The organism is Mangrovibacter yixingensis, from assembly GCF_020523985.1.
GTDB lineage: Bacteria > Pseudomonadota > Gammaproteobacteria > Enterobacterales > Enterobacteriaceae > Mangrovibacter > Mangrovibacter yixingensis.
In genome coordinates this window covers 186,165-208,572 of the sequence record NZ_JAIVKM010000003.1, presented here as the reverse complement: position 1 = coordinate 208,572, position 22,408 = coordinate 186,165, and the positions used below count along the sequence as shown (strand labels likewise).

Sequence of the window (22,408 nt, the reverse complement as noted above, 5' to 3'; positions counted from 1 at the left end):
TAAGGTGGCTGAGAAGAGATAAGCAGTAAACTATTTAGTAATACGCTTATATTTGATGCGTTTTGGTTCAAGAGCTTCAGCACCCAGAGTGCGTTTTTTGTATTCTTCGTATTCAGTAAAGTTACCTTCGAAGAATTCAACTTTGCCCTCATCCTGGTAGTCCAGAATATGCGTCGCGATACGGTCCAGGAACCAACGGTCATGGGAAATAACCATGGCGCAACCCGGGAACTCCAGCAGGGCGTTTTCCAGGGCTCGCAGGGTTTCTACATCCAGGTCGTTGGTCGGTTCATCGAGCAGTAACATGTTGCCGCCTACCTGCAACAGTTTTGCCAGATGCAGACGCCCACGTTCACCACCAGACAGTTCACCAACGCGTTTGCCCTGATCAGTGCCCTTGAAGTTAAAGCGCCCCACGTAAGCACGGCTGGGGATTTCAAAGTTACCAATCTTCATAATATCCAGACCACCGGAGACTTCTTCCCAGACAGTCTTCTTGTTGTCCATGGCATCACGGAACTGTTCTACCGCTGCAATTTTAACTGTATCGCCGAGGGTAATATTCCCGCCGTTCGGTTGCTCCTGACCAGTTATCATACGGAACAGTGTTGATTTGCCCGCACCGTTCGGCCCGATAATCCCCACGATAGCGCCTTTTGGAATAGCGAAAGAGAGGTCATCAATCAGAACACGGTCACCGTAAGACTTGGTGAGGTTTTCCACTTCCAGCACTTTGTCACCCAAACGAGGGCCTGGTGGAATAAACAGTTCGCTGGTTTCGTTACGTTTCTGGTATTCCACGTTGTTGAGTTCTTCAAAACGTGCCAGACGTGCTTTGCCTTTCGACTGGCGGCCACGTGCGCCCTGGCGAACCCATTCCAATTCTTTTTCAATGGATTTCCGACGTGCGGCTTCAGCAGAGGCTTCCTGAGCCAGGCGCTGATCTTTCTGTTCCAGCCAGGAGGAGTAATTACCTTCCCATGGAATGCCTTCACCACGGTCAAGTTCGAGGATCCATCCTGCAACGTTATCAAGGAAGTAACGGTCGTGGGTAATCGCCACTACGGTTCCTTCGAAATCATGCAGGAAGCGTTCCAGCCAGGCCACGGACTCAGCATCCAGGTGGTTGGTCGGTTCATCCAGCAGCAGCATGTCAGGTTTTTCTAACAGCAGGCGGCACAGTGCCACACGGCGACGTTCACCCCCGGATAAGTTAGCGATTTTTGCTTCCCAGTCCGGTAAGCGAAGTGCATCAGCGGCACGTTCTAACTGGTTATTCAGGTTGTGACCGTCATGGGCTTGAATTATCTCTTCTAACTTGCCTTGTTCGGCAGCCAGCTTGTCAAAGTCAGCATCAGGAGCGGCATACAAGGCATAGACTTCATCCAGCCTTTTAAGTGCCCCGACAACTTCTGCGACGGCTTCTTCAATTGATTCGCGAACGGTGTGTTCCGGGTTGAGCTGAGGTTCCTGCGGCAGGTAACCAATTTTGAGCCCAGGCTGAGGGCGTGCCTCGCCTTCAATATCGGTATCAATGCCTGCCATGATGCGCAGCAGTGTTGATTTACCAGCACCATTAAGGCCCAGCACACCGATTTTGGCGCCGGGGAAGAAGCTCAGAGAAATATTCTTAAGAATGTGCCGTTTCGGCGGAACCACTTTGCCGACACGATGCATGGTATATACGAATTGAGCCACGTTGCGACTTCGCCTCTTTAATCGTGAATTAGGGTATTGGGTGACAATGGCGAAGTTTAGCCTTTTTCTTGCCTTAATCCCAGCCATCGGCATGTAAGGGCGATATCCGTTTTGGTAAAAGAATTACGTAAAAAAGTGTTTGTGGCATGGCAGATTACTTTTTGCCTGGTTAGCATGAGATTTCCTGAGGGATGTTTCTGGCATCCTGATGCACAAGAAGACTAAGGAGTTGTTGTGGGGAAAGCAAAACAGAGTACCTGGCGCTTTGCGGCTGCAAGCCTCTGCCTGCTTACCGCCAGCCATGCGGTTTGGGCAGATTCACTGGATGAACAGCGTCAGCGCTACAGCGCAATAAAACAGGCGTGGGATAAACAGCAGATGGATGTTGTTCAGCAAATGATGCCTGGCTTGAAGGATTACCCACTATATCCTTATCTTGAATATCGCGAACTGACATCAGATTTGCAGAATGAAACCGCTGTTGCGGTGACACAGTTTGTCCATCAATACCCCACAATGCCCATTAGCAGGACGCTGACAACACGTTTTATTAATGAACTGGCTCGCCGTAGTGACTGGAAAGGTCTGCTGGCATTCAGCCCAACAGAGCCGTCAACTACTGAAGCAAAGTGTAATTATTACAATGCTAAATGGCAGACCGGGCAGACCAGTGCGGCATGGGTTGGGGCACATAAGCTCTGGCAAACGGGCCGTACTTTGCCGTTAGCTTGTGAAAATTTATTCACTGCCTGGCTGGCTTCTGGCCAGCAATCGGCCGATGACTATTTATCCCGCATCGTGCTGGCGATGAAATCAGGTAACACCTCTTTGGTCAATTCACTGGCAGGTCAGTTGCCTGATAATGACCTGACGTTGTCTTCTTCGGTAATAAGCCTTGCGGATGATCCGCAGACGGTGCTCTCATTCTCACGCACAGTTAAACCTTCTGATTTTACTCGCCGCCTGGTTGAACTGGCCTTTGCCAGTGTAGCGCGCCAGGATGTGGAAAATGCGCGGGCAATGATTCCTGCCCTGGTGCAGTCTGCCGGGCTGGATGATAGCCAGGCTCAAAGTTTGAAAGATATCGTGGCCTGGCGCTTGTTTGGCAATGATGTTACTGATGAACAGGCGCGCTGGCGCGATGACATCATTATGCGCTCTGGCTCGGATTCATTAATTGAGCGCCGTATTCGTATGGCGTTGGGGGAAGGTGACAGGGCCGGGTTAAATACCTGGTTGTCTCGCCTCTCCATGGAAGCAAAGCAAGAAGATGAGTGGCGTTACTGGCAGGCTGATCTTTTATTGGAGCGTGGCCGAGAAGCGGAAGGCCGCGATATCCTGCGGGATTTGATGAAATCCCGTGGTTTTTATCCAATGGTTGCGGCGCAACGTCTTGGTGTGCCTTACCAGTTAACGATCAATGATGCACCTGAAGCCAGTGGGGCATTAGTCCGTGGGCCAGAGCTGGCGCGCATTCGTGAACTGATGTACTGGAACCTTGATAATACGGCACGCGGTGAATGGGCAAGCTATATTGCCAGCCGCCCACCAGAAGAACAGGCGGCTTTAGCGCATTATGCCTTGAAGCAAGGCTGGTGGGATTTGAGTGTCCAGGCGACGATTGCTGGTAAATTATGGGATAACCTGACTGAACGTTTCCCTCCGGCCTGGAAGGCTACATTTGATCGTTATGTGAGTAGCAAGGACATTTCGCGGACTTATGCCATGGCGATTGCCCGCCAGGAAAGTGCCTGGAACCCGAAAGTACGTTCGCCGGTTGGTGCAACAGGTTTGATGCAATTAATGCCTGCAACGGCTACGCATACGGTGAAGATGTTTAATATTCCGGGGTATACCAGTAGCAACCAGTTACTTGACCCGGACACTAACATTAATATCGGTACGCAATATCTGCAGTATGTTTATCAGCAATTTGGTGATAACCGCATTTATGCTTCTGCTGCATACAATGCAGGCCCAGGCCGTGTGCGGAGCTGGCAAGGAAACAGCTCTGGGAGAATTGACGCCGTTGCTTTCATTGAGAGCATTCCTTTCTCAGAAACGCGTCGTTATGTGAAGAATGTTCTTGCCTATGATGCCTATTACCGCTATTTCGATGGTGATCATTCCCCCTTGCTGACACAGCAAGAGTGGCAGCAGCGTTACTGATTTTTTCAGGAGTATGTTATGCTGCTGTACTAGTTAAATAGTATGGTGGCATAACATGACTCAGCAGACGCCGTTCTCTTCTCCACAGGAAGATAACGCTAATCAGGAATGGCTACGTTTCGTGGAATTACTGCAGGCCTCTTTTGATGAAGAGCTACACCTTCCACTTTTGACCTTGCTCCTTACTCCTGATGAACGCACGGCATTAGGCACTCGTGTGCGTATTATTGAAGAGTTGCTGCGTGGGAAAATGAGCCAGCGTGAGCTGAAAAGTGAACTGGGTGCAGGTATTGCTACGATTACACGTGGTTCAAACAGCCTGAAAACAGCGCCACTCGCATTGCGCCAGTGGCTGGAGGAGAAATTACTCGATGGAGAGTGAGTATTTTTAATAAGCCGGGTGGTGGAAAGGGCTGAGTGCCAACACAACCGCCTGGCTGTAAACACGGCTTCTGGTCAGTGCGCCTTTCGTAAAAATTCCTATTGCCCCTTCTTTCCGCCCGAGTTGTTCAATGCCCGTTGACCTGCTGATAACGTCTCCCAACGTTTCCCCCTGTGCTACAGCTTCCCGGATGGATGCGGGTAATGGCAGAGAGGCTGAGCGCGCTTCTCCGCGCTTGTCTGAATTTTCAATCACCACCCAACTGAACGTGCTACCCTCATCTATACCTGCTTCAATAGCGACCCAGAAATCTGCTTGCGGGTAAACCTTGCGGGCATTAAGAATTCGCTGGCGTGCACCAGTCAAAGTTTCAGCACTGCCCATGGGTTGTTCCGGGACGCCGCTCTCGACGTCTACGGCAATAATGTGGCAAGATCCTTCGCCGAAGATGATTTCAAATGCTTGTAAAATTGCGTTAATTTTGGCTGGATTTTTGGTAGCTGTGACAACCTGGTACATAATTTAGTCAACGCCTAATGAAAACATCAAAGCAGTATAACGGATAAAGTACATGTTACAGGTCTATCTTGTTCGCCATGGCGAAACGCAGTGGAATGTGGAACGGCGCATTCAGGGGCAGTCTGACAGTGGGCTGACCAAGAAAGGTATCCAGCAGGCTCAACAGGTTGCACAACGTGTCAGGCAACTGGGAATTACACATGTTATCTCCAGTGATCTGGGGAGAACACAGCAGACAGCACGCATTATCGCACAAAGTATTGGGTGTGATTACGTTGTTGATGCCAGATTGCGCGAGCTGGATATGGGGGTGCTGGAAGAGCGCCATCTTGACAGCCTCTCTGAAGAGGAAGAGTCCTGGCGGCGGCGTCTGGTTAATGGCACTCCTGACGGGCGGATCCCCCAAGGTGAGTCAATGACTGAACTGAGTCAGCGTATGCATGCGGCATTGAGTGCCTGCCTTGAATTACCAGCCGAAAGCCGCCCGTTATTAGTGAGCCATGGTATGGCTCTGGGGTGCCTGGTAAGCACTATTCTCGGTTTGCCGCCTTATGCTGAGCGCCGCTTGCGGTTGCGTAACTGCTCGATTTCGCGGGTGGATTACCAGCAAAGTCCGTGGCTGGCTTCGGGGTGGGTGGTTGAAACTGCCGGGGATGTTTCTCACCTTGATGCCCCGGCGATGGATGAGTTACAGCGCTGAGTGGCTGTTAGCGGCGAATTGGAATCAAGTAATCGCAACGGATGCGAGAAGGCGGTTGGTCAGAACCATTGGTGAATTCTGGTTGCAGCCGCTCAATATCCTGCCCCTCACGGCGAATCAGGCCAAGTGTTGGCATGCAGGTGCCATACACTGTCAGGATAAATGATTGCAGTTCGTCGGGCTCACCTTCATAAACAAATTTCACGTAATCACCGCCAGCCAGTAATACGGGATGTGCATTCTGCACATAGCTTTTAGCAATTTCAGGCGGTAATGCTGTGGTGTAAAAGACTTCCTGCTCATCGTCCTTTTCTGCATTGGGGCGAGGTTCAGCGAGGCCATAAAGCACTTGTGGAATATTCGTTGTATTAGCAAGAAATGCGCGCCAGAACTGGATACGCATTTCGTGGCGATATTGAGTGATTTGCTCCAAAGTACAGCTGTAACTTTGAGTCACCCCAACCAGTTCAGTATCTGGCAGGGTTATAAATGTGGCTTCAGGAAGCGGCGTATCATCAAGACGAATAGGAGGGCGTATACCTGAAGCATTCCATTCAGGCGAGCGGCGATATAATGCAGGGGTCAGTGCAAACTGCTTTTTAAATGCTCGGGTAAAAGTTTGTTGGGAATCAAATCGATATTGCAATGCAATATCCAGTATTGGCCGGGCGGTTAGTTTGAGTGCGACTGCTGATTTAGATAAACGACGTGCGCGGATATAGGCGCCAATTGCCTGGCCGGTCACATCTTTGAACATCCGTTGCAAATGCCACTTGGAATACCCTGCTTTAGCCGCCACATTGTCGAGCGACAAAGGTTGGTCCAGATGGCTTTCAAGCCAGTTAAGCAAATCACTAATGATCCCAACCTGATCCATATAATATCCTCATCCTGATAAGCGCGGGGTCTAACGACGCGGAATAATAGCATTTTTTATTTTCTTATGGTGTGCAGTTTTCTTTTGCATAATGGCTCTACTAAAGGGAAATTGTAGGGTTTTCCCTACAAAATCATGATCTTCAAGAAAAAATTCTCGAATGTTAAATAATCACATATCGTTAATTTCAGAATTGGTAACAATATGAAATATTTTATTCTCTTTTTAACCACCGTTTTGAGCGCCCTGAGTGTTGCACATGCGGAAGAAATTGGCTCGGTTGATACGGTATTTAAATTGATTGGGCCAGATCATAAAATTGTTGTAGAAGCATTTGATGACCCAGATGTAAAAAATGTGACTTGTTACCTTAGCCGGGCGAAAACCGGAGGGATAAAAGGTGGGTTGGGGTTGGCCGAAGATACTTCTGATGCGGCTATTTCCTGCCAGCAAACTGGCCCGGTTGAATTAAGTGAGGATATTCGCAAGGGTAAGAAAGAAGGTGAGGTGGTCTTTAAGAAACGGACATCGCTGGTGTTCAAAAAGCTACAGGTAGTTCGCTTCTATGATAAGAAACGCAATACGCTGGCTTACCTTGCCTATTCGGATAAGTTAGTCGACGGCTCGCCGAAAAACGCAATTAGCGCAGTACCCATTATGCCGTGGAAATAAGCAAGAAACTAAAAAAGGGCGTTAAGCCCTTTTTTACATATTAGCTACTGTATCGCGTGTTATTCCTGAAGATCGCCACAGAAGCGGTAACCTTCACCGTGAATGGTCGCAATGATTTCAGGCGTATCTGGTGTGGATTCGAAATGTTTACGAATGCGGCGAATCGTCACATCTACAGTACGATCATGTGGCTTAAGCTCGCGGCCAGTCATTTTTTTCAGCAATTCTGCACGAGTCTGGATTTTCCCTGGATTTTCACAGAAGTGCAGCATGGCACGAAATTCACTACGTGGCAGTTTATACTGCTCGCCGTTAGGGCTAATCAAAGAACGGCTATTGATATCCAGTTCCCAGCCATTGAATTTGTAGGTTTCCACGGCACGGCGTTCTTCCGTTGTGGTTCCAAGGTTCATGGTGCGGGATAACAGGTTACGTGCACGGATTGTCAGTTCACGAGGGTTAAAAGGTTTGGTGATGTAATCATCAGCACCAATTTCCAGCCCAAGGATTTTATCGACTTCGTTGTCACGGCCAGTCAGGAACATCAGTGCCACATTTGCTTGTTCACGCAATTCGCGGGCGAGCAGCAGGCCGTTCTTGCCTGGCAGGTTGATGTCCATGATAACCAGGTTAACGTCATTTTCAGACAGAATCTGATGCATCTCAGCGCCATCTGTCGCTTCGAAAACATCGTAACCTTCTGCTTCGAAAATACTTTTTAATGTGTTACGTGTAACTAATTCGTCTTCGACGATAAGGATGTGCGGGGTCTGCATGTTTGCTACCTAAAATTGCCAACTAAATCGAAACAGGAGTACAAAAGTCCCGAGCCTGCCTGAAAGTGCATGTGAAAAATTAACATGCCGGCGTAACATGACTAGAGTACATAATTGTGTTCTTGATGCATAATCTATCAACGTCAACAACATCATTAGCTTGGTCATGGGTACTTTTCCCTTGCGACCCTGCGGTGTCGAAAACGGCCACCATGGTAGCGATTTTAACAGCGACATAACAGAGTCATACGACGGCAACACCCAATAAAACTACGCTTCGTTGACATATATCAAATTCAATTGTAGCACGTTAACACTCTGATGATATCGCCAGCCAGCGTGACTAAACTAAGCAACATTTGCGTAAACACCGGTATAATCAGGCATTATAATTAATAAACAATTGAAATGAAATTGACAAGTCTTATTTTTATGTAATTTTTTTATATTAAACATAAGGATATGAATGTTTTTCTTATCGATAAGATAAGTCTGTTGTGACTTCTATGGTTAAGACTTTTAATCTGATAACTCCAATTAAGCCCGCTAAAATGTTGCGATAAAGTAAATTTTTGATGCGTAATATGTTTGACTGGCAATGTTAAAACATTCGAAAAACACGAAAAGAGAAGAACATGCACTTTGTCATCATTCTGGTGTCTCCCGCTCGTCCTGAAAATATTGGTGCAGCCGCCAGAGCAATGAAAACGATGGGATTTACCAAGCTACGTATTGTTGACAGCCAGGCTCACCTTGAACCGGCAACAAGGTGGGTTGCACATGGTTCCGGGGATATTATTGATAACATTGAACTTTTCTCTAGCCTGGAAGACGCTGTCGCTGATGTCGATTTAACTATTGCCACGACAGCCAGAAGCCGGGCACGTTTTCATTACTATGCTACGCCACAAGAACTTGTGCCGGTGCTGGAAGAAAAACAGCAGTGGCTGCGTTCTGCCGCAATCGTATTTGGCCGTGAAGATAGTGGGTTGACCAATGAGGAACTGGCCCTGGCTGACATCCTTTCGGGTGTTCCTATGGTTGCGGATTACCCTTCTCTGAACCTTGGCCAGGCTGTGATGGTGTACTGTTACCAATTAGCATCGCTAATCAATACGCCCACAGTAACCAGACCTGATACTGACCCTGGGCAGCTGGAAGCATTACGATACCGGCTTGCAAACCTGCTGGAGAAACTGGATGTTGCGGATGACCATAAGCTGAGTGACTGGTTACAACAACGGCTCGGCGGGTTAACTCAACGGGATATCGCAATGTTGCACCAACTGGCTCATGATATTGAAAAAAAACTACCAGATTAACCTGTTGATATACATCCTCTTGTCAAATTAATGGTTTGTCTAATGTGTTTTTGGCAGTGTTTTATCAAGGTTAAATAGAAAATAACGGGATCTGTTGGTAATGTCACAGAATGTGGTAAAAATAAAAAAATATTGACTTAACCTGCATAATACTTTAACCAATATAGGCAATTCATATTAAGAATTCGAGCACACAACATCCATGATGCATTTCAGCCTGGTGACAACCATTATTATTACCACCATTACAACAGGTAACGGTGCGGGCTGACGCGTACAGGAAATACAGAAAAAGCCCGCACCTGAACAGTGCGGGCTTTTTTTTCGGCTTATGTTCAAGGGGTAACAACCATGCGAGTGTTGAAATTCGGCGGTACTTCAGTAGCAAACGCACAACGTTTTTTGTGCGTTGCTGAAATTTTAGAAAGTAAGGCGAAACAGGAGCAGGTCGCCACCGTGCTTTCTGCGCCGGCGAAAATTACGAACCATCTGGTCGCTATGATAGAAAAAACAATCAGCGGTCAGGACGCCATGCCGAATATCAGTGATGCAGGGCAAATCTTTACGGATTTGCTTAATGGGTTGTCTCAACTTCAGCCGGGTTTCCCCTTGGCTGAAATGAAAAGCGTTGTTGAACATGAATTCGCGCAGATTAAGCATGTTCTGCATGGTATTAGCCTGCTGGGTCAGTGCCCTGACAGCATCAATGCGGCGTTTATTTCCCGTGGGGAGAAGTTGTCCATTGCTATTATGGCGGCTCTGCTCACCGCTCGCGGCCATCAGGTATCAGTGATTGACCCGGTTGAGAAACTGCTGGCTAACGGACATTACCTGGAATCCACCGTCGATATCCCTGAATCCACTCGCCGTATTGAGGCCAGCCGGATCCCCGCAGAGAATATGATTCTGATGGCGGGCTTCACCGCAGGAAACGAAAAAAATGAATTGGTGGTGTTAGGCCGTAATGGTTCTGATTATTCTGCGGCTGTTCTGGCTGCCTGCCTGAGAGCAGACTGTTGCGAAATCTGGACTGATGTCGATGGTGTTTATACTTGTGACCCGCGGCAGGTACCTGATGCGAGGTTATTGAAATCGATGTCGTATCAGGAGGCCATGGAGCTTTCTTACTTCGGCGCTAAAGTTCTTCATCCCCGCACGATTACCCCCATCGCCCAGTTCCAAATTCCTTGCCTGATTAAAAATACCGGAAACCCTGATGCGCCTGGCACTTTAATTGGGGCCAGTGAGGATGATGATAACCTGCCTGTTAAGGGTATCAGTAATCTTAATAATATGGCGATGTTCAGCGTATCAGGCCCGGGGATGAAAGGCATGGTCGGGATGGCTGCCCGTGTTTTTGCTGCCATGTCGCGTAATGGCATTTCGGTGGTATTGATAACCCAGTCTTCCTCTGAATACAGCATCAGTTTTTGCGTGCCGCAGTCTGAATGTGTACGGGCTACCAAGGCGCTTGAAGATGAGTTTTATCTGGAGCTGAAAGAAGGGCTGCTGGAGCCGTTTATGATAATGGAGCGGTTAGCAATCATCTCGGCAGTGGGTGACGGCATGCGCACCTTGCGCGGTATTTCCGCTAAATTCTTTGCGGCACTTGCCCGCGCTAATATTAACATTGTTGCCATTGCTCAAGGGTCTTCTGAGCGGTCCATTTCTGTTGTAGTCAGCAATGATGATGCAATGACTGGGGTGCGTGTTACCCACCAGATGTTATTCAATACCGATCAGGTTGTAGAAGTGTTTGTGATTGGTGTGGGTGGTGTGGGCAGCGCGTTGATCGAGCAGATCAAGCGCCAGCAACCTTGGCTCAAGCGCAAACATATTGATTTGCGTGTTTGTGGTGTTGCCAACTCTCGTGCTCTTTTGACTAATGTGCATGGTCTGGATTTAGAAAATTGGCAGACCATGTTAGGTGAAGCCAAAGAACCCTTTAATTTGGGCCGCCTGATTCGCCTGGTAAAAGAATATCACCTGTTGAACCCGGTGATTGTGGACTGTACTTCGAACCAGTCAGTGGCAGATCAGTATGTTGATTTCTTGAGGGAAGGTTTTCATGTGGTTACGCCTAACAAGAAGGCGAACACTTCGTCCATGGCTTATTACCATGAGTTGCGACAGGCCGCAGAAAAATCACGCCGTAAGTTCCTTTATGATACCAACGTAGGTGCCGGGTTGCCTGTTATTGAAAACTTGCAGAACTTACTGGATGCGGGTGATGAATTACAGCATTTCTCTGGTATTTTGTCCGGCTCGCTCTCTTTTATCTTTGGCAAACTGGATGAAGGTGTGTCACTGTCAGAAGCCACAAGTGTTGCGCGTGAGTTGGGGTATACCGAACCAGACCCGCGTGATGATTTGTCGGGTATGGATGTAGCGCGTAAGTTATTGATTCTCGCCAGGGAAAATGGCCATGAACTGGAACTTGACGATATTGTCGTTGAACCTGTACTGCCTCCTGAATTTGATTCTTCTGGTGATGTCACCCAATTTATGGCGCGTTTACCTGAACTGGATGATGCTTTTGCCGCACGAGTTGCAACGGCTCGTGATGAAGGTAAGGTGCTGCGTTATGTCGGGCTGATTCAGGAAGATGGGCGTTGCGTAGTAAAAATTGATGCCGTTGATGGCAACGATCCTTTGTTCAAAGTGAAAAATGGTGAGAATGCTCTTGCATTTTACAGCCATTATTATCACCCGTTACCTTTGGTATTACGTGGATATGGCGCAGGAAATGATGTGACGGCTGCAGGTGTATTTGCCGACCTGCTGCGCACCTTGTCATGGAAGTTGGGAGTTTAAGAATGGTTACTGTGTATGCACCTGCCTCCATTGGCAATGTGAGTGTTGGGTTTGATGTATTAGGCGCGGCGGTGTCTCCAGTTGATGGCGCACTATTGGGCGACTGCGTTTCGGTAGAAGCAGCCGATAAATTCTCGCTTAAAAATGTAGGGCGGTTTGTCAGTAAATTACCGTCCCGGCCAGAAGATAATATTGTCTGGCAGTGCTGGGAGCGCTTTTGTGAAGCTTTAGGGAAACCGGTCCCTGTCGCTATGACCCTGGAAAAAAACATGCCTATTGGTTCCGGGCTGGGCTCCAGTGCTTGTTCTGTCGTTGCTGCGTTAATGGCAATGAACGAATTTTGTGGAAAGCCTTTGGATGACACAACACTGCTTGGCCTGATGGGTGAAATGGAAGGGCGCATTTCCGGCAGTGTTCATTACGATAATGTTGCTCCCTGTTTTCTTGGCGGCATGCAACTTATGCTGGAAGAAAAAGGGATAATCAGCCAGTCTGTACCTGGTTTTGACGACTGGCAGTGGGTGATGGCTTACCCTGGCATTAAAGTGTCTACAGCACAGGCCCGGGCGATTCTTCCTGCTGAATATCGCCGCCAGGATTGTATCCGCCATGGCCGCTATTTGGGCGGGTTTATTCATGCCTGCCATACCGGCCAGCCAGAGTTGGCAGCCGCGTTAATGAAGGATGTGATTGCTGAACCTTACCGCACTCAGTTATTGCCTGGCTTTGAAGCTGCACGCCAGGCTGCAACAGAAATGGGGGCACTGGCATGTGGCATTTCTGGCTCAGGGCCAACGATGTTTGCCGTATGCAACCGGGCTGATGCTGCTCAACAGGTAGCAAACTGGTTAAGCCAGAATTACGTCCAGAATCAGGAAGGCTTTGTACATATCTGTCGTCTCGATACGGCAGGTGCACGAGTAATGGGATAAGTAATGAAACTCTACAATCTGAAAGATCACAACGAGCAGGTCAGTTTCTCACAGGCCGTGACCCAAGGGCTTGGTCGCAATCAGGGGCTATTCTTTCCTCATGAGCTTCCTGAATTCAGCCTCACAGAAATTGATGAAATGCTGGAACTGGACTTTGTTACGCGTAGTAGCAAAATTTTATCAGCATTTATTGGTGATGAAATTCCTGAAGCACAACTGGCGGCACTGGTGAAGGCTGCGTTTACTTTCCCGGCGCCGGTCAAGCCCGTCGAAAGTGATGTGGGTTGCCTTGAGTTGTTCCATGGACCCACACTGGCGTTCAAAGACTTTGGCGGCCGCTTTATGGCGCAGATCCTTGCATATATCAGTGGAGATAAGCCGGTCACCATTCTGACCGCAACCTCCGGTGATACCGGAGCAGCTGTTGCCCATGCTTTCTTTGGCTTGCCGAATGTGCGCGTGGTGATTCTTTACCCGGAAGGGAAAATCAGTCCGTTGCAGGAAAAATTGTTCTGCACCCTCGGTGGCAATATCGAAACGGTTGCAGTTAAAGGCGATTTCGACGCGTGCCAAGCTTTGGTTAAACAGGCTTTTGATGACGAAGAATTGAAAGTTGCCCTGGGCCTGAACTCAGCTAACTCGATTAACATCAGCCGGTTACTGGCGCAAATCTGTTACTACTTTGAAGCGGTAGCACAACTGCCACAAGAAGCCCGTAACCAACTGGTTGTGTCTGTGCCCAGCGGTAATTTTGGTGACCTGACTGCCGGGTTGCTGGCTAAATCACTGGGTTTGCCTATTAAGCGTTTTATTGCTGCAACTAATGTGAATGACACTGTTCCGCGTTATCTTGCTGAAGGCGAATGGTTGCCTAATAAGACTGTGGCTACACTTTCTAATGCGATGGATGTCAGCCAGCCAAACAACTGGCCACGTGTGGAAGAGTTATTCCGCCGTAAGATTTGGCGCCTGAATGAGCTGGGGTATGCATCTGTTGATGATGATACAACCAAAGCATCTATGCGTGATTTAGATAAACTCGGTTATGTTTCAGAGCCGCATGCGGCTGTTGCTTACCGGGCATTACGTGATCAGTTGCATGCTGGGGAATATGGGTTGTTCCTTGGTACAGCGCACCCGGCTAAATTTAAAGAAAGTGTTGAGGTTATCCTGGATAAAACGTTGCCACTGCCTGAAGAACTGGCTGCAAGGGCTGACCTGGAATTGTTGTCTCACTTCTTACCAGCCGATTATGATCAACTGCGTGCGTTTATGTTGCGTGGTAAATAATTAAGCTTAAACATCCTGTAAATACACGAATGGCCACTTCATCGAAGTGGCCATTTTTATATCTAATTGATATTTATTGGTAAATTATGTTTTTTAGGGCGCCGGATATGTATAAGGAGCGGCCAGGCCCAGTGGCATGCCTAATCCCCACCAAAGTAGCAGGAACAGGCTCCAGACCACAAAGAGCACGACTGAATAAGGTAACATCATAGAGACCAGTGTCCCAACACCCGCATTTTTGACATAGCGCTGGCAGTAGACCACTACTAATGGGAAGAAGACCATTAACGGCGTAATAATGTTGGTAGTGGAGTCCCCTATACGGAACGCGGCCTGAGTTAATTCAGGTGAGATCCCAACGGCCATCAGCATCGGAACCATGATCGGTGAAAGCAGTGCCCATTTCGCTGAAGCTGAACCAATCAGAATGTTTACAATCGCAGTCAAGACGATCATGCCAACAATCGTTACGCCCCCAGGTAATGACATCGCTTTCAGGGCATCTGCACCCGCCAGAGCTAACAGCGTACCAATATTTGAATCACCAAACGCTTTGATAAACATGGCACAAAAGAAAGCCATTACCATGTAAGAGCCCATTTTGCTCATGGTGTCATTCATGGCATCAATGACATCCTTGCCTTTACTGAATGTTCCCGACGCATAGCCGTAGACAATGCCAGGAATGATAAATACGAGGAAAATAAGCGGCACAATCGCTTTCATTATTGGGGCGCTATAACTCGTCAGTGAACCATCTTCACCACGCATGATAGAGTCGGCAGGCCAGGATACTGTGGCCAGCATACCTAACCCAAGAAACATAACCAGCGTAGCCAAAATAAATGCTTTGCTCTCTTTTGGCGAATAGCTGGACATATCTTCATCATGAACGTAATCGCCGTCTATTGGCATTTTAGATACGCGAGGTTCAACAATGCGCTCAGTTACCCACCAACCTGTGAGGGTTATAACAATAGATGATGCAATACCAAAAAACAGGTTACACAGCGTGTTAACGGTATAGGTGTTGTCCAGAAGTTGCGCTGCAGCCTGGGTGAATCCTTGCAATAGCGCGTCATTGCCTGTTGGCACCATGTTAGCGGCAAAACCACCAGAAACACCAGAAAATGCGGCAGCAATACCGACAAGTGGATGGCGCCCTGCGGACATAAAAATAATGGCGCCCAGTGGAATAACCAACACGTAACCTGCATCGGCGGCGACATGGCTGAACATGGCCACAAAGATAAGCATCGGGGTTAATAACCGGCGCGGGGTAACATTCAGCATCTTTTTCAGCGCGGTATTGATAAAACCTGAGCGTTCTGCAACCCCGACACCCATCATAGCAACCAGAACAATCCCCAGAGGTGCAAACGTAGTGAAGGTGGTAATCATATTGGTGAGTGAGCTAACCAGTGCTTCTGGAGCTAACAGGTTGTTCACCTGAACGGCTTCACTGGTTACTGGATTAACAATGCCGAAATCAACCCAGGAGAGAATGAGAGACAGCCCCATAACCCCCAGCAGCATGTAAAAAAAGATCAGTGCCGGTTCGGGTAATCTATTTCCAGCTTTTTCAACTGCGTTAAGAAAGCCTGATAACAAACGCCCTTCCTTGTTCCTTGTTGTGCTTTGCATGATATTCCTCTGTTATGCATAACCCCCTTCAGTTTTGCAGAGATAACGCAGTGAGCCGCTCGCCCTGCTACTGACTGCGCCAGATGGTCCTTCCACCGGAATTATTGGCTTGTATTACACCTGGCATCTGTTGGGGATAGTCCGTTGTGTGTCTTTATAGCCATTTAAAATACGTGGCTTTTATAGTGGATAATATGAGTGAAAGCGAATTATAAAATATAAATATTGAACGTAAGCCAAATGGCAGGGGAATATAATGCTAAGTGTGAGAGGTAAGTCGTGTGGCTGGCAGGCTGCCAGCCTGTTAGTTTTATTGTTCCTTGCGGCGGAAGACCAGTTCCAGGTCGGTCGATGATGCGCTATCGAAGGTATAGCCTTCTTCATTAAATGTAGCGAGCTGCTCTGGTTTGGTCAGGCGGTGCTGAATGATAAACCGGCTCATCAACCCACGGGCTTTTTTTGCATAAAAACTGATAACTTTGTATTTGCCATTTTTCTCATCAAGGAACACGGGTTTGATGATGGGGGCTTTGAGTTTGGGGGTTTTTACAGACTTAAAGTATTCATCTGACGCAAGATTTACCACTGCCTGTTCTTGCTGTTCCTCGATGTGCTGATTCAGTTTATTCGTAATGATATCGCCCCAAAACTGGTAGAGATCTTTGCCTTTTGCGTTAGCCAGGCGAATACCCATTTCAAGACGATAAGGTTGCATAAGATCCAGTGGACGCAGAACTCCATAAAGCCCGGACAGCATTCTTAAATGGGACTGGGCAAAATCAAAATCAGTTTCTGAAAAGGATTCGGCCTGCAAACCTGTGTAAACATCTCCTTTGAAAGCCAGAATGGCCTGGCGGGCATTTTCTGGGGTGAAATTTGCCTGCCAGTCGTGAAAACGTGTGGCGTTTAGCGAAGCCAGTTTGTCGCTTATCCCCATTAATGAGGCTATTTGCGATTCACTCAACTTGCGGGCTTCTGTAATTAACTGCTGGCTGTAATCCAGCAACTCTGGTTGCGTGAAACGGGTGGTTGCCAGTGGGCTTTGGTAATCCAGTGTCTTTGCAGGTGAAATTAAAATCAGCATAACAGTGCTCCTTGTTACTTTTTTATTTGCACCCACTGTAGCAAATTTTCAGTGGCGGATTATCAATGGTTATGATTGGTCAGCGGTTTTATTTTGGTGTCTTCCATGCGCCAGGTGAAAGTTGCCCACTTATATCAGGAAAACGTTGAGGATCGAAGACGGGTGTTACCCCAAGCTTTAGTTGCCGATGGTAATCTAAAGTTACATCACGGACGACGGGGGAAAGGAGCAATATTGCGGTCAGGTTGGTAATTGCCATGAAGGCCATAATGATATCAGCCAGGGACCACACAAGGTCGATACTGGAAAGAGCCCCAGCCAGTAAAGTCAGGCTGACTATTACCCGAAGTACCGCGACCACTCGGGGGGTATCCAGGCGCAAGAATGACAGATTATTTTCTGCATAGCTGTAGTTGGCCAGTACCGAAGTAAATGAAAATAGCACGGTGATAAACGCGACAAAGCTGCCTCCCCATGAGCCGGAAAGTGTGCTGAGTGCGTTTTGTAGCAGATTAATACTGTTTGCCCTGTCAATAACATCGCTACTGGTATCGGCAAGAAGAATAATGGCCGCTGTTGCTGTACAGATACCGAAGGTATCAAACATCACTCCTGCCATTTGTACGATTCCTTGAGATGCCGGATGTGCGGGTATGGCTTCTGCGGCTGCGGCTGCATTAGGTGTCGAGCCCATGCCTGCTTCATTGGAAAACATGGCGCGCTGCAGTCCACTGGCAATTGCCTGGCTCAGGGTATAACCCAGTGCACCAGATGTGACTTGTTGCCAGCCAAAAGCATATTTAATAACCCGCCGAATCACGCCTGGGACCAGTTCAATATGGGTAAACACCACACTCAGGCTGACACCAATCCACAGTATTGCCATGAGTGGGACCAGCCATTGCAGTATTCTGGCGATTCCGGGTAATCCCTGAGTAAATACCAGGCAGGCAATAACAGCCAGTACAGTGCCGCTGATTATTGGCGCAACAGAAAATGAGCCGGACATCGCCACGGCGATAGCATTTGCCTGAACGGTATTAAATACCAGGCCGAAGGCGACCAGCAAAAAAAACGAAAACGCAATGCCCATCCAGCGCATACCCAGCCCATGAGCCATATACCAGGCAGGCCCGCCACGAAATCCACCGTCTTTATTAGGTGTTTTATATAATTGTGCCAGTGTGCATTCCGCGAAGGTTGTCGCCATCCCTATTAAGGCTGCAAACCACATCCAGAACAAAGCCCCCGGGCCCCCTCCTGCCAACGCAATAACGACACCCGCCAGATTTCCGCTCCCAACGCGGGCCGCCATACTGGTACAAATTGACTGAAAAGGCGTGATATTTTTATTTGCGGTACGAAAGGTTATTTTCAGACTTTTTACAGCCGGAACAAAGTAACGAAACTGAACAAAACTACAACGCAACGTAAACCAGACGCCGGTAGCCGGAACCAGGTAGAGTAATATCGCTCCCCACAGTACTTGGTTGATAAATGCCAGAAAGTCCTGCATTTTTTCCTTTTAAAACATCTGTTTTCTGGAGTGTTTCACGCCAGTGCGGCTGAATTCAACCGGGGGCGTACATTAGGTATATGGAGTTTACCATAATGAGCCCGTGTCGTTTGCCGCGGGTTGCACCTGAAACGCACCGTGTTATCATCGAGTCAGACCGGTTACATCTCCCTAACAAGCAGTTTTGATGAGTGAATAATCATGACGGATAAATTGACCTCCTTGCGTCAGCTGACTACGGTTGTTGCTGATACCGGAGACATCGCGGCAATGAAACTTTACCAGCCGCAGGATGCCACCACTAACCCATCTCTGATTCTTAATGCTGCTCAGATCCCGGAATACCGCAAATTAATCGATGAAGCCGTAGCCTGGGCTCGCGACCAAAGCAGTGACCGTGAACAGCAACTGGTTGATGCAACAGACAAACTGGCTGTAAACATTGGTCTGGAAATTCTTAAATTAATCCCTGGTCGTATTTCAACGGAAGTGGATGCTCGCCTGTCTTACGATACCGATGCCAGCATTGCTAAGGCAAAACGCCTGATCAAGCTGTATAACGATGCTGGTATTAGCAATGATCGTATTCTGATCAAGCTGGCATCAACCTGGCAGGGTATTCGCGCGGCAGAACAACTGGAAAAAGAAGGTATCAACTGTAACCTGACGTTGCTGTTCTCTTTTGCTCAGGCTCGGGCCTGCGCTGAAGCAGGTGTGTACCTGATTTCTCCTTTCGTTGGCCGTATTCTTGATTGGTATAAAGCGAACACCGATAAAAAAGAGTATGCCGCGCACGAAGATCCAGGTGTGGTTTCAGTTTCTGAAATTTACGAATATTACAAACAACATGGCTATGAAACTGTAGTTATGGGTGCGAGCTTCCGTAATGCGGGTGAAATTTTGGAACTGGCTGGCTGCGATCGCCTGACCATTGCACCGGCATTATTGAAAGAGCTTTCTGAAGCGCAGGGCGCTGTTGAGCGTAAACTGTCTTACACTGGCGAGGTGAAAGCCCGCCCTGAACGTATGACAGAATCCCAGTTCCTGTGGCAGCACAATCAGGATCCAATGGCTGTTGATAAACTTGCCGAAGGTATCCGTAAGTTTGCTGTTGACCAGGGTAAACTGGAAACCATGGTGGGTGATTTACTGTAATTGCCTTGAATACGGCCGGCTTCCCGGCCGTATTATTTTTCACTTCTTATTCTACCGTCCTGTTCTTTCTTACCTGCATTTTTGTCTGCGCTCGGCATCACGGTGTATCATCAGAAAATTACGTTTACTGACCGGAATTGATTATGAGCACACTCCGTATTGGCCTTGTTTCTGTTTCTGACCGCGCTTCTAGTGGTATTTACCAGGATAAAGGTATTCCTGCACTGGAAAGCTGGCTGGCAAACGCTTTAACTACACCGTTCATGTTTGAAACCCGGCTGATTCCTGATGAGCAGGCAATTATTGAGCAGACGTTGTGTGAGTTGGTTGATGAAATGGGCTGCCATTTAGTTTTCACTACCGGAGGCACCGGACCGGCCCGGCGGGATGTCACGCCAGATGCCACCATCGCTATTGCAGACCGGCAAATGCCCGGGTTTGGTGAGCAAATGCGCCAAATTAGCCTGCATTTTGTTCCTACAGCGATTTTGTCTCGCCAGGTGGGAGTAATTCGTAAACAGGCACTTATCCTCAACTTGCCCGGGCAGCCAAAGTCCATTCAGGAAACGCTGGAAGGTGTGAAGTCAGCAGATGGAAAAGTGTTGATACCCGGTATTTTTGCAAGTGTACCGTATTGTGTACAGTTGCTGGATGGCCCTTATATAGAAACTAACCCCATTGTGGTAGCAGCTTTTCGCCCAAAAAACGCCATTCGTAGCAGTGAATCCTGATTTTAAAGTCTGTGTGGCATAAAAGCTATTTGTAGTGGGCGTTATATTTTTTTGACGATATAGTAATTTTTACTTTACGTTTATGAAAAGTAAATTTTCCTCCCGCATATTTACAAGTGGCTTTTTATGTCTGATGCAAACAGATCTCTGAACCGTCAGGATTACAAAACGTTGTCTCTGGCTGCGCTGGGTGGCGCACTGGAGTTTTATGATTTCATCATTTTTGTCTTCTTTGCTGCTGTCGTAGGGGAGCTGTTTTTCCCGGCAGACATGCCAGACTGGCTACGCCAGGTGCAAACATTCGGCATTTTTGCTGCCGGGTATCTTGCCCGGCCATTAGGCGGCATTGTGATGGCGCACTTCGGCGATAAAGTTGGCCGTAAGAAGATGTTTACTCTAAGCATCTTACTCATGGCTCTCCCCACGCTTGCTATTGGCTTATTGCCCACATACAACTCGCTGGGCATTGCGGCTCCTTTGCTGTTGTTACTGATGCGCGTTTTGCAAGGTGCTGCCATTGGCGGTGAAGTTCCCGGTGCCTGGGTTTTTGTTGCCGAGCATGTTCCTTCTAAACGCATTGGTATTGCCTGCGGCACATTGACTGCAGGCCTTACTGTGGGGATTCTGCTGGGCTCTATTGTCGCGACTATCATTAATACCGCATTTACTAAAGCTGCCATTCATGATGGAGCATGGCGTATTCCTTTCTTTATTGGAGGGGGATTTGGCCTGGTCGCTATGTATTTGCGCCGCTGGTTGCAGGAAACCCCTGTCTTCATTGAAATGCAGCGCCAAAAAGTATTAGCTGAAGAATTACCTCTGAAAGCGGTTGTGGTTCATCACAAGAAAGCCGTTGCGATTTCTATGTTGCTTACTTGGTTATTATCGGCCGGTATTGTTGTGGTGATTTTGATGTCGCCCGTATGGCTGCAAAAGCAGCTTGGACTGGCACCAGCACTGACATTGCAGGCGAATAGTGTGGCAACCGTAATGCTGTGTGTGGGGTGCCTGGTTTCCGGGATGGCGGCAGACCGCTTCGGTGCCAGCCGGACATTCACCTTCGGCGGGATCTTGCTGGCTGTATCGTCCTGGTGCTTCTATCACTTAACTGCTGTTCTGCCTGATTACTTGTTTGAATTATATGGGCTGGCCGGTTTTAGTGTCGGTGTTGTGGGTGCCGTGCCTTTTGTTATGGTGCGGGCGTTTCCGGCTGAAGTTAGGTTTACCGGGATCTCTTTTTCATACAATGTTGCATACGCCATTTTTGGTGGGCTGACGCCAGTGCTGGTTACCGTATTAATGGGTGTCTCGCCAATGGCTCCTGCGTGGTATGTGCTGGCGCTGTCATTACTAGGTATCGGTATTGGACTGGTGTTGCGTAATGCTCTTGATGAGACAAGTGTGCATGCAACGGAAAAAGCGGGGACAACCGCCTGATGAAGCAAAGTGGCACTTAGCTGTGCCACTTTACTGATTTTTTCTGGGTTAATCAGTGATGTGACGATGCACCGATTGGCAGAATGGTGCGGCCAAACTGCTCGTTCAGTACTTCCCCCATAGCCAGATAAATTGCACTTGCGCCACATACCAGGCCAATCCAGCCTGCCACATGCACAATGCCTTCGTTATCAACCAAATGCCCCAAGCATAACAGCATGAACAGTACAGTCAGGCTCAGGAACACAAATTGTAGAGCGCGTGCGCCTTTCAAGGTGCCGAAGAACATAAACAGAGTGAATACGCCCCATAACCCCAAGTAAACGCCGAGGAAATGCGGGTTGGCTGCTTCAGCAACACCGAAGTGAGGCAGCATAAGAATTGCCACAAGGGTCAGCCAGAAACTGCCATAAGACGTGAAAGCAGTGAGCCCGAATGTATTGCCTTTCTTAAATTCCAACAGTCCTGCGAAAATTTGCGCAATACCGCCGTAAAAAATGCCCATGGCAAGAATAATGCTATCCAGGGGATAAAACCCAATGTTGTGCAGATTAAGCAGAATGGTTGTCATGCCGAAGCCCATTAAGCCAAGTGGTGCGGGGTTAGCCAACGTAGTGTTGCCCATAATTCCTCTGAAAAAATAAAGAGACAGGTTTATATGTTTAGCCCTTTCAAACCGATAAAGGCTGA

The 22,408-nt window shown here is 48.1% G+C and carries 20 protein-coding genes, 1 pseudogene and 1 other annotated feature; of the genes and pseudogenes, 13 read left to right on the top strand and 8 right to left on the bottom strand.

Annotation, left to right across the window (positions count from 1 at the left end; translation table 11 throughout):
- Positions 1-30: 30 nt before the first annotated feature.
- Entirely contained in the window at positions 31-1,698 is a 1,668-nt protein-coding gene (gene ettA, locus LC084_RS14810; RefSeq protein ID WP_226571966.1) for an energy-dependent translational throttle protein EttA, read from the bottom strand.
- A 234-nt stretch (positions 1,699-1,932) separates the two neighbouring features.
- Here ettA and sltY point away from each other — a divergent pair, with 234 nt between their 5' ends.
- Positions 1,933-3,867 (top strand): murein transglycosylase, encoded by a 1,935-nt coding sequence (sltY, locus tag LC084_RS14805; protein WP_226571965.1) that lies wholly within the window; start codon positions 1,933-1,935, stop codon positions 3,865-3,867.
- 55 nt (positions 3,868-3,922) lie between these two features.
- The gene (gene trpR / locus LC084_RS14800; RefSeq protein WP_226571964.1) at positions 3,923-4,249 is read left to right on the top strand and encodes a trp operon repressor; all 327 of its coding nucleotides are present in this window, start codon (positions 3,923-3,925) and stop codon (positions 4,247-4,249) included.
- Positions 4,250-4,255: 6 nt separating this feature from the next.
- Here trpR and yjjX read toward each other — a convergent pair whose 3' ends face one another.
- Positions 4,256-4,768: an inosine/xanthosine triphosphatase gene (gene yjjX / locus LC084_RS14795; protein WP_226571963.1), complete on the bottom strand. Its 513-nt coding sequence runs from the start codon at positions 4,766-4,768 to the stop codon at positions 4,256-4,258.
- A gap of 52 nt (positions 4,769-4,820) precedes the next feature.
- Here yjjX and gpmB point away from each other — a divergent pair, with 52 nt between their 5' ends.
- Positions 4,821-5,468, top strand: a complete 648-nt coding sequence (gene gpmB / locus LC084_RS14790) for a 2,3-diphosphoglycerate-dependent phosphoglycerate mutase GpmB (RefSeq protein ID WP_226571962.1) — start codon at positions 4,821-4,823, stop codon at positions 5,466-5,468.
- A 7-nt stretch (positions 5,469-5,475) separates the two neighbouring features.
- Here the strand turns inward: gpmB and robA are convergent, their stop codons facing one another.
- Positions 5,476-6,345 (bottom strand): MDR efflux pump AcrAB transcriptional activator RobA, encoded by an 870-nt coding sequence (gene robA / locus LC084_RS14785; RefSeq protein WP_226571961.1) that lies wholly within the window; start codon positions 6,343-6,345, stop codon positions 5,476-5,478.
- A 204-nt stretch (positions 6,346-6,549) separates the two neighbouring features.
- Here robA and creA point away from each other — a divergent pair, with 204 nt between their 5' ends.
- Positions 6,550-7,017 (top strand): protein CreA, encoded by a 468-nt coding sequence (creA, locus tag LC084_RS14780; protein WP_226571960.1) that lies wholly within the window; start codon positions 6,550-6,552, stop codon positions 7,015-7,017.
- A 59-nt stretch (positions 7,018-7,076) separates the two neighbouring features.
- Here creA and arcA read toward each other — a convergent pair whose 3' ends face one another.
- The gene (gene arcA / locus LC084_RS14775; RefSeq protein WP_064598689.1) at positions 7,077-7,793 is read right to left on the bottom strand and encodes a two-component system response regulator ArcA; all 717 of its coding nucleotides are present in this window, start codon (positions 7,791-7,793) and stop codon (positions 7,077-7,079) included.
- Between the two features lie 97 nt (positions 7,794-7,890).
- On the opposite strand from arcA, the pseudogene yjjY reads away from it, so the two are divergent.
- From yjjY to thrC, 6 genes and pseudogenes are all read left to right on the top strand, one after another.
- A pseudogene (gene yjjY / locus LC084_RS14770) lies at positions 7,891-8,032 on the top strand (YjjY family protein).
- 396 nt (positions 8,033-8,428) lie between these two features.
- Positions 8,429-9,115 (top strand): tRNA/rRNA methyltransferase, encoded by a 687-nt coding sequence (locus LC084_RS14765; protein ID WP_226571959.1) that lies wholly within the window; start codon positions 8,429-8,431, stop codon positions 9,113-9,115.
- A 202-nt stretch (positions 9,116-9,317) separates the two neighbouring features.
- Positions 9,318-9,386, top strand: a complete 69-nt coding sequence (locus tag LC084_RS23365) for a thr operon leader peptide (RefSeq protein ID WP_072006919.1) — start codon at positions 9,318-9,320, stop codon at positions 9,384-9,386.
- Positions 9,325-9,441 (top strand) — a sequence feature (Thr leader region). It overlaps the preceding gene by 62 nt.
- Positions 9,442-9,466: 25 nt before the next feature.
- On the top strand, positions 9,467-11,929 hold the full coding sequence (gene thrA, locus LC084_RS14755) for a bifunctional aspartate kinase/homoserine dehydrogenase I (protein ID WP_226571958.1): 2,463 nt from the start codon (positions 9,467-9,469) through the stop codon (positions 11,927-11,929).
- A 2-nt stretch (positions 11,930-11,931) separates the two neighbouring features.
- Entirely contained in the window at positions 11,932-12,861 is a 930-nt protein-coding gene (gene thrB / locus LC084_RS14750) for a homoserine kinase (protein ID WP_226571957.1), read from the top strand.
- Between the two features lie 3 nt (positions 12,862-12,864).
- Positions 12,865-14,151, top strand: coding sequence for a threonine synthase (gene thrC / locus LC084_RS14745; RefSeq protein ID WP_226571956.1), 1,287 nt, complete (start codon positions 12,865-12,867; stop codon positions 14,149-14,151).
- A 93-nt stretch (positions 14,152-14,244) separates the two neighbouring features.
- On the opposite strand, the gene LC084_RS14740 is transcribed toward thrC, so the two are convergent.
- The 3 genes from LC084_RS14740 to LC084_RS14730 form a co-directional block, all read right to left on the bottom strand.
- A complete protein-coding gene (locus tag LC084_RS14740) occupies positions 14,245-15,795 on the bottom strand; it encodes an AbgT family transporter (RefSeq protein WP_226571955.1) in 1,551 nt (516 codons plus the stop codon).
- Between the two features lie 310 nt (positions 15,796-16,105).
- Complete coding sequence (gene yaaA / locus LC084_RS14735; RefSeq protein ID WP_226571954.1) at positions 16,106-16,879, bottom strand: peroxide stress protein YaaA; 774 nt, start codon at positions 16,877-16,879, stop codon at positions 16,106-16,108.
- 88 nt (positions 16,880-16,967) lie between these two features.
- Positions 16,968-18,395, bottom strand: coding sequence for an alanine/glycine:cation symporter family protein (locus LC084_RS14730; protein WP_226571953.1), 1,428 nt, complete (start codon positions 18,393-18,395; stop codon positions 16,968-16,970).
- Positions 18,396-18,596: 201 nt separating this feature from the next.
- Here LC084_RS14730 and tal point away from each other — a divergent pair, with 201 nt between their 5' ends.
- The 3 genes from tal to LC084_RS14715 all read left to right on the top strand — a co-directional run bounded on the left by tal (position 18,597) and on the right by LC084_RS14715 (position 21,718).
- A complete protein-coding gene (tal, locus tag LC084_RS14725; protein WP_226571952.1) occupies positions 18,597-19,550 on the top strand; it encodes a transaldolase in 954 nt (317 codons plus the stop codon).
- A 143-nt stretch (positions 19,551-19,693) separates the two neighbouring features.
- Positions 19,694-20,281 carry a molybdopterin adenylyltransferase gene (gene mog / locus LC084_RS14720; RefSeq protein ID WP_226571951.1) on the top strand — a complete coding sequence of 196 codons (588 nt, stop codon included), beginning with the start codon at positions 19,694-19,696 and terminating at the stop codon, positions 20,279-20,281.
- A gap of 126 nt (positions 20,282-20,407) precedes the next feature.
- Complete coding sequence (locus LC084_RS14715) at positions 20,408-21,718, top strand: MFS transporter (protein ID WP_226571950.1); 1,311 nt, start codon at positions 20,408-20,410, stop codon at positions 21,716-21,718.
- Positions 21,719-21,770: 52 nt separating this feature from the next.
- On the opposite strand, the gene satP is transcribed toward LC084_RS14715, so the two are convergent.
- On the bottom strand, positions 21,771-22,343 hold the full coding sequence (gene satP / locus LC084_RS14710) for an acetate uptake transporter (RefSeq protein WP_226571949.1): 573 nt from the start codon (positions 22,341-22,343) through the stop codon (positions 21,771-21,773).
- Positions 22,344-22,408: the final 65 nt, after the last annotated feature.